This is a genomic window from Promicromonospora sp. NPDC057138, assembly GCF_042670845.1.
Lineage (GTDB): Bacteria > Actinomycetota > Actinomycetes > Actinomycetales > Cellulomonadaceae > Promicromonospora.
In genome coordinates, this window is record NZ_JBHUUX010000038.1 from 37,692 (window position 1) to 54,187 (window position 16,496).

Annotated in this window: 12 protein-coding genes and 1 tRNA gene; 3 read left to right on the forward strand and 10 right to left on the reverse strand. The window is 67.8% G+C overall.

Features of this window, described 5'->3' with window-relative positions; translation table 11 throughout:
• The first annotated feature begins 208 nt into the window (after positions 1-208).
• Positions 209-1,141 carry a cation-transporting ATPase gene (locus ACFT2C_RS19165; protein ID WP_377208666.1) on the forward strand — a complete coding sequence of 311 codons (933 nt, stop codon included), beginning with the start codon at positions 209-211 and terminating at the stop codon, positions 1,139-1,141.
• A gap of 222 nt (positions 1,142-1,363) precedes the next feature.
• On the opposite strand, the gene ACFT2C_RS19170 is transcribed toward ACFT2C_RS19165, so the two are convergent.
• Positions 1,364-2,749, reverse strand: coding sequence for an MFS transporter (locus ACFT2C_RS19170; RefSeq protein ID WP_377208676.1), 1,386 nt, complete (start codon positions 2,747-2,749; stop codon positions 1,364-1,366).
• A 222-nt stretch (positions 2,750-2,971) separates the two neighbouring features.
• Here ACFT2C_RS19170 and ACFT2C_RS19175 point away from each other — a divergent pair, with 222 nt between their 5' ends.
• Entirely contained in the window at positions 2,972-3,850 is an 879-nt protein-coding gene (locus tag ACFT2C_RS19175) for a helix-turn-helix domain-containing protein (protein WP_377208667.1), read from the forward strand.
• 73 nt (positions 3,851-3,923) lie between these two features.
• On the opposite strand, the gene ACFT2C_RS19180 is transcribed toward ACFT2C_RS19175, so the two are convergent.
• The 9 genes from ACFT2C_RS19180 to ACFT2C_RS19220 all read right to left on the reverse strand — a co-directional run bounded on the left by ACFT2C_RS19180 (position 3,924) and on the right by ACFT2C_RS19220 (position 13,253).
• The gene (locus ACFT2C_RS19180; protein ID WP_377208668.1) at positions 3,924-5,096 is read right to left on the reverse strand and encodes an acyltransferase family protein; all 1,173 of its coding nucleotides are present in this window, start codon (positions 5,094-5,096) and stop codon (positions 3,924-3,926) included.
• 6 nt (positions 5,097-5,102) lie between these two features.
• Positions 5,103-6,848, reverse strand: coding sequence for an FAD-dependent oxidoreductase (locus ACFT2C_RS19185; protein WP_377208669.1), 1,746 nt, complete (start codon positions 6,846-6,848; stop codon positions 5,103-5,105).
• Between the two features lies 1 nt (position 6,849).
• A complete protein-coding gene (locus ACFT2C_RS19190; protein WP_377208670.1) occupies positions 6,850-8,121 on the reverse strand; it encodes an FG-GAP repeat domain-containing protein in 1,272 nt (423 codons plus the stop codon).
• 14 nt (positions 8,122-8,135) lie between these two features.
• Complete coding sequence (locus tag ACFT2C_RS19195) at positions 8,136-9,335, reverse strand: MFS transporter (protein WP_377208677.1); 1,200 nt, start codon at positions 9,333-9,335, stop codon at positions 8,136-8,138.
• A 14-nt stretch (positions 9,336-9,349) separates the two neighbouring features.
• Positions 9,350-10,516: a non-hydrolyzing UDP-N-acetylglucosamine 2-epimerase gene (gene wecB, locus ACFT2C_RS19200; RefSeq protein WP_377208671.1), complete on the reverse strand. Its 1,167-nt coding sequence runs from the start codon at positions 10,514-10,516 to the stop codon at positions 9,350-9,352.
• A gap of 97 nt (positions 10,517-10,613) precedes the next feature.
• Positions 10,614-11,297, reverse strand: a complete 684-nt coding sequence (locus ACFT2C_RS19205; RefSeq protein WP_377208672.1) for a hypothetical protein — start codon at positions 11,295-11,297, stop codon at positions 10,614-10,616.
• An 858-nt stretch (positions 11,298-12,155) separates the two neighbouring features.
• Positions 12,156-12,229: transfer RNA gene (locus tag ACFT2C_RS19210), tRNA-Val, on the reverse strand.
• Between the two features lie 76 nt (positions 12,230-12,305).
• Complete coding sequence (locus ACFT2C_RS19215; RefSeq protein WP_377208673.1) at positions 12,306-12,824, reverse strand: peroxiredoxin; 519 nt, start codon at positions 12,822-12,824, stop codon at positions 12,306-12,308.
• A 21-nt stretch (positions 12,825-12,845) separates the two neighbouring features.
• Positions 12,846-13,253 (reverse strand): DUF3052 domain-containing protein, encoded by a 408-nt coding sequence (locus tag ACFT2C_RS19220; protein WP_129787754.1) that lies wholly within the window; start codon positions 13,251-13,253, stop codon positions 12,846-12,848.
• A gap of 438 nt (positions 13,254-13,691) precedes the next feature.
• Here ACFT2C_RS19220 and aceE point away from each other — a divergent pair, with 438 nt between their 5' ends.
• On the forward strand, positions 13,692-16,439 hold the full coding sequence (aceE, locus tag ACFT2C_RS19225; RefSeq protein ID WP_377208674.1) for a pyruvate dehydrogenase (acetyl-transferring), homodimeric type: 2,748 nt from the start codon (positions 13,692-13,694) through the stop codon (positions 16,437-16,439).
• Positions 16,440-16,496: the final 57 nt, after the last annotated feature.

Below are 16,496 nucleotides of genomic sequence, written 5' to 3' on the forward strand. Positions count from 1 at the left end.
CTCAGCGCAACGGGAGGGCGGTCCGCATCTCGCTCCCTGGGGAATCCTTCCAGGATCCTTTGATCCGCCCCTGGGGTGCGCCCGTGAGCACCACGTCGCGGATCAACGTCGTCCTCACGCGACCGGGTGAAACTCTCATCCTGGTCTCACAAACTTCTCATGAGCGCCTGGAAGTGTGGTCCCCCAGCCCGACGGAAGGACGGACCGCATGTCCAAGCTCTCGAACATGATCGGCCTCGCCAAGAAGGTGCTCGACGCCCAGACGGGCCAACAGACGCAGCAGGGGTCGCCGCAGGGCGGCTCAACGGGCCAGAAGTCCTGGCAGTCCACGCTCCAGGACGTGGCCGCGGCGGTGAGCGGGCGCAACCAGGCTGCACAGGCGCCGGGCCACGCGTCCGCGCCGCAGGGATACCCGACCGCCCAGCAAGGTCCGCCCAGCGCGCCGGCGTCCGCCGACGCCGACCGACAGGCCATCGCGCGCTACGACTACCTCATGCGCACCGCCGAACCGCACCAGATCGAGCAGATCCACGCCGAGTCGTTCGCCCGGCTGACGCCGGCGCAGCGCCAGGCGGTGCTGCAGCGCATGCAGACCGAGCTGCCGGCACATGAGCAGCCCCGCTCGGCCGACGTCGCCGACCTGTCCCGGGCGGCCGCACGTACGGAGGCCCGCCGACCGGGCTCCATGCGGTCGGTGCTCGCGAAGGTCGGCACGGGCGGAGCCGTGGCCGGAGCTGCCGTGGGGGCGGTGGGCGTCCTGGGCGCGGTCGCGGCGGGTGCGGCGGTCAGCAGCCTGGCCGGCCCGCTCCTGGAGAACGCGTCGAACCTCGGCGTCGACTTCGACGCGCTCGCCTCGGGCGTCGACGTCGAAGGCCTCACGTCGTCGGTCGGCGAGCTCGGCACCGGCGCTCTCGACGAGGCCGCCGCGGGCGTCGGCGAGCTCGGCACTGGCGCTCTCGACGAGGCCGCCGCGGGCGTCGGCGAGCTCGGCACTGGCGCTCTCGACGAGGCCGCTGCGGGCGTCGAGGGCCTCGCCAACTCGGCTGACGGTGCCGTGTCAGGGCTCAGGGACCAGGTCTCCGAGGCAGGCCAGCCGCTCTCGGACCTTGCCGAGGGATTCGACCCGCGCGACTTCTTCTGAGCTGCCCTGATGTGAACGATGACGCGAGACATCTGTCAACGATGTCTCGCGTCATCACAAGGTGCGCCCGGAGGTGGGCGCGGAGGTGTCTGGGGTCGCGAGAGGCGACAGTTGATCGGCGACAGCGGGAGTGGTCGTCCAGCCAGGTGATGATCTCGACGTCCCCGTCGCCTACCCATCCGTAGAAGGCCCCTGTTGCTGGTCCCGCCTGCCGCCTGAGGCTCAGGCGGTGGTCCGCCGGACGCGGAGGAACGCGGCCACGGCCAGCGCGGCCGCGATGCAGATGCCGCCGTTGACCCAGACGGCCGTGGTCACACCAGAGAGCACCGCCGACCCATCCGGGGCAGTGTTCGCGAGCACCACGGCGGTGAACACGGCGCTCATGATCGGGGTGCCCATCGTGATGCCGACCTGCTGGCTCATCGTCGTCAGCCCGGTCGCGAGGCCCTGCTCGGAGCCAGGTACACCAGAGGTCGCGGTCACCATGAACCCGACGATGACAACCAGGTTGGCGACGCCCCCGACGAAGGTCGCGACAAGGACCAGCCAGATCGACCCGGGAGCGTCGGAGATCAGCACGAGCGAGAGGGTCGCTACGGCCTGGACGAGGAATCCTCCAACGATGGCGGCCTTGTTCCCGAACCTGCCGATCACCCGAGGGCCGACGAGGCCACCGATCACGGTGCCGATGCCGAGCACAGCGAACGCCAGGCCCGCGCCGAGCGGCGTGTAGCCGAGGACCTCCTGCAGATACAAGGTGAGAAGGAAAACCAGCGAGGTCTCGGTGAGGAACGCGAGCGCCCCCGCAATGTTCCCCCACGCCACGTTCGACCGCGCGAGCATCCCGAGCGGCACCAACGGGAACTCCGACTGCCGCTCGACGAGCACGAACACCACGAGGAGGCCTGCCGCGGCCGCGAGCGCGACCAGCGTGACCGGGTCGGTCCATGACGTCTCGGCAGCGCGGGTGAGACCGAATACGAGCGAAAGCAGGCCTAGCGTGACGAAAACGGCGCCAGGGACGTCGAGCCGGGTGCGCTGCGCGGATCGGCTGTCCTGGAGCACGATCGGCGCCACAACGAGGACCGCGATCGCGATCGGCACGTTGATGAAGAATGCCCACCGCCAGGACAGCAGGTCGGTCAGGAGACCGCCGAGGATCGCACCGGTGGTGAAGCCGGCAGCCATCAACGACCCGTTCAGGCCGAGCGCCTTGTCACGCGCGCGCCCCTCAGGGAACGCGCCGATCAGGAGTGCAAGCGCTGCCGGCACCACGATCGCTGTAGCGATCCCTTGCGCGACGCGGGCGACGAGCAGCACCGCCGGGGTGGTGGCGAGCCCGCCGACGACGGACCCGACGCCGAGGAGCACCATCCCGATCAGGAACATGCGGCGGCGCCCTGCGATATCGGCGACGCGTCCCATGAGAAGAGTGAGCCCTGCGGAGCAGAGTGCGAACGCGGTGGCGATCCACTGCAGGTTCTCGATGCCGAACCCGACGTCCGCCCCGATGCTGGGGAGCGCCACGTTGAGGATGGAAAAGTCGACAGCAAGCGTGAAGCTCGCGGTGAGCAGGACGATGAGTGCTACGCGCTGTGTGCCCGTCATCAGGCCGCCCGGAGCCGGTTCGGCCACGCCGATGGTGTCGCGATCTGCTGTCTGGTCCGTGGTCACGGGGAACCTTTCTTCGAGCACGGGCATGGTGCGGCCCGTGGGGTGGATGAATTTCTGGATCAACGATCCTGTCCGGCACCGACGACAGCCACACCCCGTCCTGCCTGTCACTGACAGGGATAGGCAGGACGGGGTCTCGGCTGGGAACATGAGGGGATGAATGGGCCGAACGAGCTGGGGAGATTCCTTCGTGTCCGCCGCGCCGCCCTGCAACCCGAGGACGTCGGACTGCAGGGCTTCGGCGTACGCAGGGTGCCGGGGCTACGTCGTGAGGAACTCGCGATGCTGGCCGGGGTCAGTCCGACCTACTACTCACGTCTTGAGCAGGGGCTAAGCACTAACGCGTCGGACGCGGTGATCGCCTCGATCGCCCGGGCGCTTAACCTGACGCCGGACGAGCAGGCACATCTGTTCAACGTGGCCCGGCCGACGCAGGCCAACAAGCGACGGGCCGCGGTGCGGCCTGACCATGCCCGCACCGGGACGCTCCGGCTGATCAACTCTTTGCATGGAACGCCGGCAGTCATCATCGGTCGACGCAGCGAGGTCCTCGGCTGGAACGCGCTCGGGCACCGGCTCGTTGCTGGCCACCTCGACGTCGTTAGCCCGAGCCGCGTCCCGGACCGGCCGAACATGACGCGGATGCTGTTCCTCGACGAGCACACCAAGGAGCTATACGTCAGGTGGCAGGAGGAGGCCGTGCGCGCTGTGGCGTCGCTCCGTGTCCTCGGTGGCAGGAGCCCGGAGGATCCCGGGCTGACCGCTCTCGTCGGGGAGCTGACCGTGAAGAGCCCGGAGTTCTGCAAGTTGTGGGCCAAGCACCCCGTGGAGAGGTGCGTGTCCGGCGTGAAGGAGTTCCGGCACCCTGAGGTTGGCGACTTCGAGCTCAACTTCGAGGTGCTCACCCCGCCGGACGACTCCGGTCATCGGGTCCTGATGTACACCCCCGACCACGGCCCCGGGTCCGAGGCGCTCGACCTCCTCGGCCGCGGCGTCGAGACGACGATCGGCACGACCTCGCGCGTGACTCGCTGAGCTGCGGCACGCTCCACGAGCCACCTATCCGGAAAAGGCCGGGCCTCGGACGAGGCCCGGCCTTCCCGCGCGGTCAGGCCCGGTGGTGAACAGGCACGACGGCCACTCGGGCGGGGGTCCGGCGTGGTCTGGCGAACCGGTCCATCATCGGCTTCTCGACCAGGGAGTACAGCGCCCAGCCGCCGAGGATGGTGAGCCCGAGAAATCCGGCGACCACGAGGAGTGCGACCGGGGTCGGGAACGTAGCGTTGTCCATCGCCTGCCGTGCCCAGAAGATCACGACGCCCTGGCAGAGGTAGAACCCGAACGAGGTGTCGCCCAGCCATTGCATCGGCCGGGACTGCAAGAAGCTGCGCTTGCCCGCTGCGTCACCGGCAGCCACCGTGGCGATCAGCATCGCGATCGGGATGATCGTCGCGACGTTGAACGTCCACACGAACGGCACCGCGTTCACCAGGGCGTATCCGGCCACGCAGACGAGCAGGGTGTGCCAGGCGCGGATCGCCGGCCAGCGGTGCTCGATGACGATTCGAGCGAGGATCGAGCCGAGCACGAACTCGAACAGCCTGGACGGCGGGAAGATGTAGCCGAACCAGAACTGGTACGACGACACCGGCGTGATCGCGGACTTCGGCGTGTCAGGGATGAGCGTCAGGTTGACGATCTGGATGAGGATCATCCCCACCACCATCATCGACGCCCAGAACCACAGACGGTTGCCGGGGATCTTGCGAATGCCGAGTATCAACAACGGGAACAGCATGTAGAACAGCAGCTCGATGCAGAGGGTCCACGACGGTGGGTTCACCGCGACGTTGACCGCGCCGTCCGGCGAGTACGCGCTCAGCAGGAAGAAGTTCAGCACCGACGCGTGCACCGGGGTGATGGCCGCCGCGAACAGGATCATCGCCAGGGTCCACATGACGAGGTGGTTCGGGAAGATCTTCACGATCCGGCGCCGCCAGAACAGCACCATGCTCTCCCCGGGCCTAGCGGCCCACGCCAGGAGGAATCCGCTCAGCACGAAGAAGAACGACACTCCGATGTACCCGGTTGTCACGAACACCCGCTCGGCGGCCGAAGCGACAACCGGGTCGGCGAACGGGTTGATCGGATCGTTGGGCGGAATCGGCGACGCCGACAGGGTGATGTGGAACCCGAACACCAGGAGGGCGGCGAAGAACCGCAGTCCAGTGAGCGACGGCAGCTTCGGCGGCCGCATCGGGGTCGAGACCTCGTTGCTCATGGTCGATCAACTCCCTTCCGGCAGCTCGATGCCGAGGCTGTGGGTGAAGTAGTTCGTGGGATCCCACGCCTGCTTCGTGCGCTGCAGGCGGGCGTAGTTGCCCTTGTAGTAGAGGGTCGACCAGGGCACGCCCGAACGGTTCCTCGCCGGATCTGCCATGTCCACATCCGGGTAGTTGATGTAGCAGCCGTCCACCTGCTCATCCGGGACCGGCACACCGCCCGTGCCGGCGAACATCGCTTCGAAGGTCTCTCGCTCCCAGCCAAGGTAGAAGTCGTCCTCCGCCTCGTCCTGCCAGAACGTCTGCAGGCAGATCTTGAAGATCGAGTCCCGCTGGGCGTTCGCCGTCGCGTCCTCCGCCACGGCGTTGACCTGCCCGCCGAACGAGAAGACCACCATCATCGTGTCGGGGTTGGTGAAGTCCGGCCGGGTCAGCTGGGCCCACATCACGCTGAGCTGCTCGGACGTGAACCCCTTCTTGAAGTAGGCGGACTTGTGCGCCCCTCGGCTGGTCGGATTGGTGATGGTCGGATTGTTGGTCCCGACGGTGCGGGTCGCCTGCATCCAGGAGACCTCCTGGGTCTCGTAGAAGGCCGGCATCGGCGGGAGCTCGCCCGACGGCGCGGCCATCGGCGCGGTGCTCACGTTCACCCCGTCCGTGATCGCGCCGATGAACCGCTCGAGGACGCCGGTCGCGTCCGGAGCGTCCGCGTCGATCTGGGTGAACATCCCCAGGCTGCCGTTCGCCCGGTGGCTCAGGTTGAACAGGCTGGACAGGTTCGACTCCGGCGTGCCCGGGTCCTTGTACCGCTCGTGCCACGCGTTCCAGTTGGTCATCAGGCGCCGGAACTCTGTCTCGTCCACCTGGTCCCAGGGGAAGGTCAGAGCACTGACCAGCACCCTCGACGGTGCCCGCACGAGCAGGTCGGACGGGTTGGAACCGGTGGCCCCGGGCGAACGGAACCAGTACTTGGTGACGATCCCGAAGTTCCCGCCCCCGCCACCCGTGTGAGCCCACCACAGGTCGCCGAGCGCCCCCTGGGAGTCGCGGGTGGCGACGTGAGTCCGGACGGTGTTCCGCGCGTCCACGGTGACGACCTCGACGGCGTAGAGGTGGTCGACCACCAGCCCGTGCGCGCGGGTGAGCAGACCGTAGCCGCCGCCGGCGATGTGCCCGCCGACGCCGACGCTGTAGCAGATGCCGCCCGGGATGGTGACGCCCCACCCCTTGAACAGCTTCTCGTAGACGCTCAACAGCCGGGCCCCGGGCTCGACGGCGAACGCGCGCATCGCGGGGTCGTAGAAGACGTCCGTCATCGTGGACAGGTCGAGGATGACCTCGACGTCGGGGTTGCAGACGAAGTCGGCGAAGCAGTGGCCGCCGCTTCGGACGGACACCTTCTTCCCGGTCCGGACCGCTGCGCGGACGGCCGACTCGGCGTCCCGGGCGGAGGTGATGAGGCGGACGTAGTCCGGCGTGGCGACGAACCGGGCATTGTTGCCGGTCTTCATATCCAAGTACCGGGAGTCGGACGCGGTGACGACCGCGCCGACGGAGTCAGCGCCGTTCCGGGCCACAGCCCCGAACCTTGTGGCGACGTCGGCCGCGGCCGCCGCCGCCGGGCTCGCCGGCTCGAGCGCAACCATCGCTCCTGCGGCGGCCGTGCCGGCGGCGCCGAGCAGGAATGCCCGACGGTCGACCGGGGAGCGGTCCTGCGTGTCCTTGCGGGGCTCGGTCATCTTCGCGGGCATCTCAGGCTTCCTCCTGCTGCGGGGTGAGATTGCGGTGGAGGGTGATCTCCGCCTTCGGTGCGACGAAGTAGTGCTGTACGGAGTACGAGATGGTGGCGAAGTCGTCCACGCCGCGGTTGCCGAAGTCGCCGGCGACGATGCGGGCGATCGACTCGCCCGACACCTTCCACTTCACGAACAGGCCCTTCTCGAGGTCGACGACCTTGTAGTAGTAGGCGCCCTGCCACGGCTCCGGGCCGCGGAGCCCGACGAGGAACTCGTCGTCGCCGTCGCCGTCGAAGTCGCGGCACATGACTGTGTGCCCGGGGCCCTCTCCGTTCTCGTTCGGGTCGCCGTAGATGTCGAGCAGGTGCCGGCGCCACACGGACGCCTCGGCGTCCTTGGTTGACCGGGTGTACACGGCCACGGTGTTGCCGTGGAACGGCTCGATCGCAGCGACGTAGGCGAGCGGGTCGTCCCCGACGCGGCCGCCGTCCAGGTCGCCGGAGCCCTTGAACGTGGTCTGCTCGAACTGGCCGGTCTCGCCGTCGCCGATGTGCTCCGACGCGAACGAACCGGCGTCCTCGTCGAAGTACAGCCAGGAGACGCCCTCGTCGGACGCCATGAGGATCGAGTCGAGGGGCGAGCCCGGGATGAGCCCGGACTTGCGGGCCACGCCATGGATCATGCGGAAGTCCGTGCGGCTGATCACCTCGGCGTCCCACTCGTCGGTGGGGTCGTCGGGCTGGGTGAACAGCATCACCGGGAGGACGGCGTGCACGTCCTCGACAGCGACGATCGGGAACCCCATGATCTGGAGACGGTCAGTGCGCGAGAAGTGGCCGACCCGGAGCCGGTGCATGCCGGTCGCCCGACCGACGTAGTGCCGCTTCCAGTTCTCCGTGCTGACGGTGGGGTCTCCGGGGTTCTCGAGCCAGTCGATTTTCCCGCCCTCGCCGTCGGCGTGATGGATCGTGCCGCCGGGGCCGTAGAGCTGATAACAGACGACCAGGTCGGGCAGGCCGTTGCCGGTGATGTCCCCGAAGCCGGCCCCGACCGGCTCCTTGATCTTGTCCACCACGAGCCGCTTCTGCCAGGTCGGGTTCTGGTACCAGTAGATCTCGCCGACGTTGAGGCCGTAGCCGACGAGGTCGAGGTTGCCGTCTCCGTCGATGTCGCATGCCTCGAGCCAGTAGCCGTCGCGGAGGAAGTCGGTAACGGTCTCGGAGTCGAAGGCTGGTTCGGTGACTGCCAACTTCGGTGCTGCGGTGCTGCGAACGATCGGTGTGGTCATGCCAGTGCCTTTCGTCAGTGAGCGCTGATGGGGCAGGTCAGTGAAGCCGTCGCCTGGTTCATGACGAAGCGACGGTGGGAGCTCGCCGCGACTGCCATGACGGCCAGCGCGACGGCGGCGAGGGCGACGCCGACCACGATCGGCGACCGGTATCCGAGCCCGGCGGTGATGGTTATCCCACCGATCCAGGCGCCGATGGCGTTGCCGAGGTTGAAGGCGCTGATGTTCACGCCGGACGCAAGAGTCGGCGCGGCGGCGGCGAACTCCAGGACACGCATCTGCATGCCGGGCACGGACGCGAAGCCGACCGCGCCGAGGAGGAACAGGGCAGCGCCCGCGGTCCAGGGGTTGCCGACGACGAGGGCGAAGCCGATCAGGACGACGGTCAGCGAGCCGAGCAGTGTCAGCAGGGTGCGGTCGAGGTTCTGGTCGGCGGCCCGGCCACCGGCGAGGTTGCCGACGAACAGGCCGACGCCGAAGAGCACGAGCAGCCACGGGATCGCACTGTCCGAGAACCCGGAAACCTCCGTGAGGATCGGTGCGATGTAGGTGAAGGCGCCGAACATCGCGCCGAACCCGAACACGGTGACGAGGATCGAGAGCCAGACCTGACCGTTCCGGAAGGCCGCGAGCTCGCGCCGGAGCTGCCCTGGCGGACGGGCGTCGGCGGGCCGGTCAGGGATGAACGCCACGAGCCCCAGGAGCGCGACCACACCGATCGCGGTGATCGTCCAGAACGTGGACCGCCACCCGAGGCCCTGGCCCAGGAAGGTGCCGACCGGGACGCCGAGGACGTTTGCGAGCGTCAGGCCGAGGAACATGATCGAGATCGCCTGCGCCTTCCGGTGCGCCGGGACGAGGGAGGCGGCAAGGACGGACCCGATACCGAAGAACGCGCCATGACAGAGCGCCGCGACGACCCGGCCGGCCATCATCACCGCGTACGTGTCGGCGATCGCGGAGAGGAAGTTCCCGATGATGAAGAGCACCATCAGGCCGACCAGTACGCGCTTGGGCCGGAGGTGGGCGGTACCGGCGGTGACGAGCACGCCGCCCACCGCGACGCTGAGTGCATAGCCCGATACGAGGTACCCGGCCTGCGGGATGGTCACCCGGAAGTCGGCCGCCACCTCGGGCAGGAGCCCAAGGATGACGAACTCGGTCAGTCCGATGCCGAAGCCGCCGAGGGCGAGCGCGACCAGTCCGGCAGGCAGGCGGTTGGCCCCCGTCATGCGACCGACCGAACCACGTCAGCACCGGGCACGAACGGCGTCACTGCAGGGCCCATGCCGAAGTAGTTCGCGATCGCTGCGACGGTGCGACCGGTTGCCCGGCCGTCGCCGTACGGATTGATGGCGTTCGACATCTCCGCGTACGCGACCGGATCGTTGAGGAGCCGCTGCACCTCGGCGACGATCTGGCCGCGGGAACGGCTGACAAGGCGTGAGGACCCGGTCAAGATCGACTCGCTGCGTTCCGTGATCTCACGGAGCACCAGGGTGGGCTTGCCGAGCGCGGGCCCCTCCTCCTCCGCGCCGGAGCTGTCGGAAAGGATGATGTCGCTGCGGCTCAGGAGGCGGCAGAACGACAGGTACGGGAGCGGGTCGACAAGGTCGATGTTTTCGATGCCCGACAGCACAGGCAGCATCACCGAGCGGACCCTCGGGTTGAGATGCAGCGGGACGACCACGCGGACGTCGTCGCGGGTGGCAATGTCGGCCAACGCCTCGGCAATCTCCTGCATGGGCCGACCGTGGCTCTCCCGGCGGTGCGTGGTGGCGAGGACGACCCGGCGCGGGTCATCGTCGAGGTCGTCCAGACGCGGGTCGCCGTAGGAGTGCAGGTTCTGCATGCCCCAGGCGAGCGCGTCGACGATGGTGTTGCCGGTGACGGTGATCGCGCTCTCCCTGACGCCTTCCCGGATGAGATTGGCATGGTTGCCGGGGGTCGCGGCGAGGTGGAGCGCCGCGATCTGACCGACGAGCTTGCGGTTGGCTTCCTCGGGGAACGGCGACGCGTTGTTGCCGCTCCGCAACCCGGCCTCGACATGGACGATCGGCACCTGGGCATGGAGCCCGGCGAGGGCACCGGCGAGGGTGGTCGCGGTGTCGCCGTGCACCAGGACGGCGTCGAGGTCGTCGAGGTGCCTACCGGCGCACAAGCTCTCAAGGATCCTGTAGGTGACCTCGGAGAGCGTCTGCCCGTCCTTCATGACTCGGAGGTTCACGTCCGGCGTGATGCGGAACTCCTCGAGCGTGCTGTCGAGCATCTCGCGGTGCTGGCCGGTGGAGATGAGCACGGTACGGAAACGGGGGTCGTCCCGGAGGGCGCGGATGATCGGTGCCAGCTTGACAGCTTCGGGACGGGTGCCAAAAACGATGCCGAGAGTCTTCATGGGCTGCTCCTGCCTGTTTTGAGGTACGCCAAAGGAGACCGGCTGGTCACCGACGACATGGACGTAGCGCTGGGGAAGGCGGTGCGAGAGAAGGGCGTCAGGCTTCGTGGTACTCGAGGGCGAGCCAGAGGCAGTCCGTGTCCGCCCGGTACTGGTGCCACGGGTAGACCAGCTCGCTGTCCCGGTCGATGCAGAACGGAACCGGGTTCGTGGTGCCAGGGCTGAGCTGCTGGTCCTCGTAGAGGCTCGCGTGGTCATTTGCATCGAACTTCTGCATGCGGCCGTACCCGCTGATCTGGGTGTGCACCTCGATGAACGGATGGACGTTGTGGATCCCGCAGTCGGTCCCCGCGGGGCTGAACCAGAGGTTGGCCCGGACAGTGAAGGGTGCCGGGCCCGATGGCAGCCCGATCTGGCGGAGAATGACCCGGCGGTCTATCTCCACCGTGCCGATCGTGTCCTGCGACGACTTCAGCAGGACCGGGCCTCCACTGCCGTAGAAGTCGAGCCAGCCGTGCTTGCGGGCAAGCTGTTCCGTGTCGGCGCTGTCCCGTGGGACAACAACGACGACCAGCTCACCGGTGACCGTTCCGGCGGAGACGATCGTGGAGCTGAGTGGCGGCAGGGGCGCGAGCTGCGCGGTGCCGGTGAACGCGTCCGTCATCGCACAGTTCACGACGACGCTGCGCTCGGTGATCGGGACCTCTACCGCGTCACGCAGCACGACGGCCGACACGAGGTCGCTGGAGAAGGACAGACGTTGGGTGGTCAGAGCGCTCACGACGACTCCCTGTGTCGTTCAGAGTCAGGCGACGGTTCCCTTCCGAACCACCACTCTGGGCACAGCAAAAGCGGAACGAGGACGACCAGCTGCCTGGCCCTGGGCACTTCCTCGTTCCGCAGTGGAGCCATCAGACCGCCACCCGAGCAGTGAAAACCACTCCCTGACAGGGACAGGATAAATGTTGTGCAAATCGGGTGTTCTTCTTGACGATCAAGCCCTGTGCTTGCTACGCAGACGTGCTGAAACTCGGGCTTTAGTTGCGATCATGTTAATATTTCGCAAATTCGCGTCGCGAACCGCGACCGGGGCACAATCTTGGTGCAGGGTGAGACGCTGGCAGATCACGGTCTGACGATCCCGGCGCACGGGACCCTCGTTGAGATTCCGATGGACCTGATCCGGAAGGCTTTCGGTGACCAGCTTGGCGCCTAGGCCCTTCGGAGACTGTTCAGCCACTTCCAGCGCGAAGCCTTCCGTGTTCGGGAAGCGCTCGTCGAGGTAGCGCCGCAGCGAGGTGATAGATATCCAAGATGGATCGTTGCCTGCCCTTCTCGACTTCTACCGTCAGACGTTCACGACCTCTGAGGGTTGGACGTTGGTGAAGGTCGACAGCGGGCATGAACTGTGCTTGGTCAACCGGTCGGACGACCGCTACACAGAACTGCTCGAGGTGCTTCCGTACAGCGGCGCTCGTGTGGAGGTTCGCCCGGGTCGCACCGGGACCTCATGGAATCCGTTGGCGCGTACGCGGCGCTGTACGAGAGCCAGGCGAGCCAGTACCGCTGAGCTAACTGTCCGCTCGCGTCTACGAGCGAAAACGGCCTCTGAGCAGGCCAGATACCAACCGGCACTAGGTGGGCCCGGAGGGATTCGAACCCCCGACATCCACGGTGTAAACGTGGCGCTCTAACCAGCTGAGCTACGAGCCCCGGCAGCGGACCACAATACCTGGCCCACGGCCCAACCGGCCCTACTTTTCCGGCCCGGCCCTCGATCGGGGCAGGATCAGATCTCCGCGACCGCCACCCGGTAGTCCTCCAGGTCCCGCGCCTGACCACGCGGGTTCACCACGCACCAGCGGACGATCCCGTCGGCGTCGATCAGGAACGTCCCGCGCAGCGCGATCCCGGAGCCCTCGTCGAACACACCATAGGAGCGCGCGACCTCGCCGTGCGGCCAGAAGTCGGACAGCAGGTCGAACTGGTAGCCCTCGGCCGCCTGCCACGCCTTGAGCGTGAAGACCGCGTCGGTCGACACGGCGAGGAGCCGCACGCCGGCGGTCTCGAAGTCCTCGATGTTGTCGCGCAGCTCGCACAGCTCGGTGGTACACGTGCCCGAGAAGGCGAACGGCACGAAGACGACGAGCACCGGCGCCCCGCGCAGGTCCGACAGCGTGGTCGGGGTGCCGTGCGTGTCGGGGAGCGTGAAGTCGGGTGCGGGGTCACCCGGCTTCAGCGACACCACGGGCGCTGTCGACACGGCGCTCGACACGGCGCTCGACACAACGGTGGAAGGCTCGGTCATGGCTCGCGTCCTGTCAGGTCGTCACTTGCCGCGGCCCCGGTATGCGAGCCGGGTCGCGGACCAGTCCTCCGCGATGGCGAAGGTGCTGGTGGTCTGCAGGCCGGCGGTGGTCGCCGCCTCCTGGATGTCGCTGTGGCCCACTTCGCCGTCGCGCCCGGGCTTGGGCGTGAAGATCCAGATGAGACCGCCGTCGTCGAGGACGGTCTGGACATCGACCAGCGCGTCGGTGAGGTCTCCGTCGTCCTCCCGCCACCACAGGATGACGCCGTCGGTCACGTCGCCGAAGTCCTCGTCCTCCAGCTCGCTACCGATGATCTTTTCGATGTCGGCCCGGAGCGCGTCGTCGACGTCGTCTCCCCAGCCGAATTCCTGCACCACCTGGCCGGCCTCGAAACCGAGGCGCCCGGCGCCCTGGGTGTCCGTGCTCACTTGGTTGATCGTCCCTCTCTCTGTCCGGCACTGGCAGCCGGGTCGTAGCCTGTTCTGTCGGCCCTCCGTCAGGCCCTCCGTCGCCAAAGGTAGTGCACGCACCCCGGCCATGCCTCGCAACCAGGTCGCGTGGTGTCCTTTTGATGAATTGATGAGACCTCGGCAACGGGCCGGTCACGCACCCAGTCTCATCATTGCGATACTGCGTATCAATTCTGGCGCGAACCACCACAGACGTAACGCAGATCACGCACTCTTGACCCCCCTATGGTGTGAGCGCACGCTGTGAGGGGACAGAATGGATAGGACCACCTGTGCGTGGGCGTGCACAGCCGCAACCCCAGCTGTGGTGACGCTACCGCCGACGCGACGGGTCCTGACGAGGCGGCGGGGAGCGCGAACCGCGACCGCGCCGCGCGACACCGAGAGAGGTTGCTGGTGGCTTCGTTTGACGAGACCGGACCGCTGATCAACGGTCTGCTCAGCGCCGTACCTGACATCGACCCGGCCGAGACCGAGGAATGGGTCGAGTCCTTCGACGGGCTGATCGACGACAAGGGCGGACCCCGCGCCCGGTACGTCATGCTCAACCTGCTGCGGCGGGCGCGAGAGCGTGGTGTGAGCATCCCCGCGTCGATGGCGACGCCCTACGTGAACACCATCGGTGTGCACGAGGAGCCGTACTTCCCGGGCGACGAGGTCATGGAGCGCCGTTACCGCTCGTGGATCCGCTGGAACGCGGCGGTCATGGTGACCCGCGCCCAGCGCGAAGGCCTCAGCGTCGGCGGGCACATCTCCTCGTACGCGTCCGTGGCGACGCTGTACGAGGTGGGCCTGAACCACTTCTTCCGCGGCAAGGACCACCCGGGCGGCGGTGACCAGATCTACTTCCAGGGCCACGCCTCCCCCGGCGTCTACGCCCGGGCGTACCTCGAGGGCCGGCTGTCCGCGGACCAGCTCGACGGGTTCCGCCAGGAAAAGTCGCACCCGGGTGGCGGCCTGCCGTCCTACCCGCACCCGCGCCTCATGCAGGACTTCTGGGAGTTCCCGACCGTCAGCATGGGCCTCGGCCCGGCGTCGGCGATCTACCAGGCCTGGACCAACAAGTACCTGCACAACCGCGGGATCAAGGACACCAGCCAGCAGGACGTCTGGGCCTTCCTCGGCGACGGCGAGATGGACGAGCCCGAGAGCCGCGGCATGATCCAGCACGCCGCCCAGCAGCAGCTGGACAACCTGACGTTCGTCGTGAACTGCAACCTGCAGCGCCTCGACGGGCCGGTACGCGGCAACGGCAAGATCGTCCAGGAGCTGGAGGCCCAGTTCAAGGGCGCCGGCTGGAACGTCATCAAGGTCGTGTGGGGCCGCGAGTGGGACGCCCTGCTCAACGCCGACAAGGACCGCGCGCTGGTCAACCTGATGAACGTCACCCCGGACGGTGACTACCAGACCTACCGCGCGGAGTCCGGCGCGTTCATCCGCGAGCACTTCTTCGGGCGCGACCCGCGCACGAAGGCCCTCGTCGAGAACATGACCGACGAGGACATCTGGAACATGAAGCGCGGCGGGCACGACTACCGCAAGCTCTACGCGGCCTACTCGGCGGCGCGGGCGCACACGGGCCAGCCGACGATCATCCTGGCGCACACCGTCAAGGGCTACGGCCTGGGCTCCGGCTTCGCCGGGCGCAACGCGACGCACCAGATGAAGAAGCTCAAGGGCGACGACCTCAAGACGCTGCGCGACTCGCTCCGCATCCCGATCTCGGACGCCGAGCTCGAGGCCGACCCGTACCTGCCGCCGTACTACCACCCCGGTGCCGACTCGCCCGAGATCCAGTACATGCAGGAGCGCCGCCGTCAGCTCGGTGGCTTCGTGCCGGAGCGCCGCACCGCGAAGAAGACGCTCCCGCTGCCGGAGGACAAGACCTACGAGCTGCTGAAGAAGGGTTCCGGCACGCAGCACGTCGCGACGACCATGTCGTTCGTGCGGCTGCTCAAGGACCTCTTCAAGGCCAAGGACTTCGGCAACCGCATCGTGCCGATCATCCCGGACGAAGCCCGCACCTTCGGCCTCGACTCGATCTTCCCGAGCGCCAAGATCTTCAACACGCTCGGCCAGAACTACCTCGCCGTGGACCGCGAGCTCATGCTCAGCTACAAGGAGTCCGAGTCCGGCCAGATCATGCACACCGGCATCAACGAGGCCGGTTCCGCCGCCGCGTTCCAGTCGGTGGGCACGTCGTACGCCACGCACGGCGAGCCGATGATCCCGGTCTACATCTTCTACTCGATGTTCGGCTTCCAGCGCACGGGCGACCAGTTCTGGGCGGCGGGCGACCAGATGACGCGCGGCTTCATCATCGGCGCCACCGCGGGCCGCACCACCCTCACGGGTGAGGGCCTGCAGCACGCCGACGGGCACAGCCCGCTCATCGCCGGCACCAACACCGCGATCGTGCAGTACGACCCGGCCTACGGGTACGAGATCCGGCACATCGTGCGGGACGGCATCGAGCGCATGTACGGCGACGGCTCCGACGGCCGCGACCAGGACGTCATGTACTACCTCACGGTGTACAACGAGCCGATGATCCAGCCGGCCGAGCCGGAGGACGTCGACATCGAGGGCATCAAGCGCGGCATCCACCGCATCTCGGTGTCGGACGCCGAAGGCCCCAAGGCCCAGCTCCTCGCCTCCGGCGTGGGTGTGCCGTGGGCGCTCGAGGCGCAGCAGCTCCTCAGGGAGGACTGGGGCGTCTCCGCCGACGTGTGGTCCGTGACCAGCTGGAACGAGCTGCGTCGCGACGCGCTCGCGGCCGAGCACGACTCCCTCGTCGACCCGTCGGCGCCGATGCGCACGCCGTACGTCACCGAGAAGCTGTCCGGCGCCCAGGGGCCGTTCGTCGCCACCAGCGACTACGACCACCTGGTGCCCGATCAGATCCGCGCCTGGGTCCCCGGCGACTACGCGGTGCTCGGGGCCGACGGCTTCGGGTTCTCCGACACCCGGGCCGCCGCGCGGCGGCACTTCCTCATCGACGGGCCGTCGATGGTGGTCCGGACGCTGCAGGTCCTGGCCCGCCGTGGCGAGATCGCGGCCGACGTCGTCAGCAAGGCCGTCGAGAAGTACCGCCTGCTCGACGTCACCGCCGGCACGTCCGGCGCCGCGGGCGGCGACAGCTGACCCCCAGGTCCGCGAAGTAGAGCGCTTGTCCGGCTCTCCCTGGTGTGCCCACGGGAG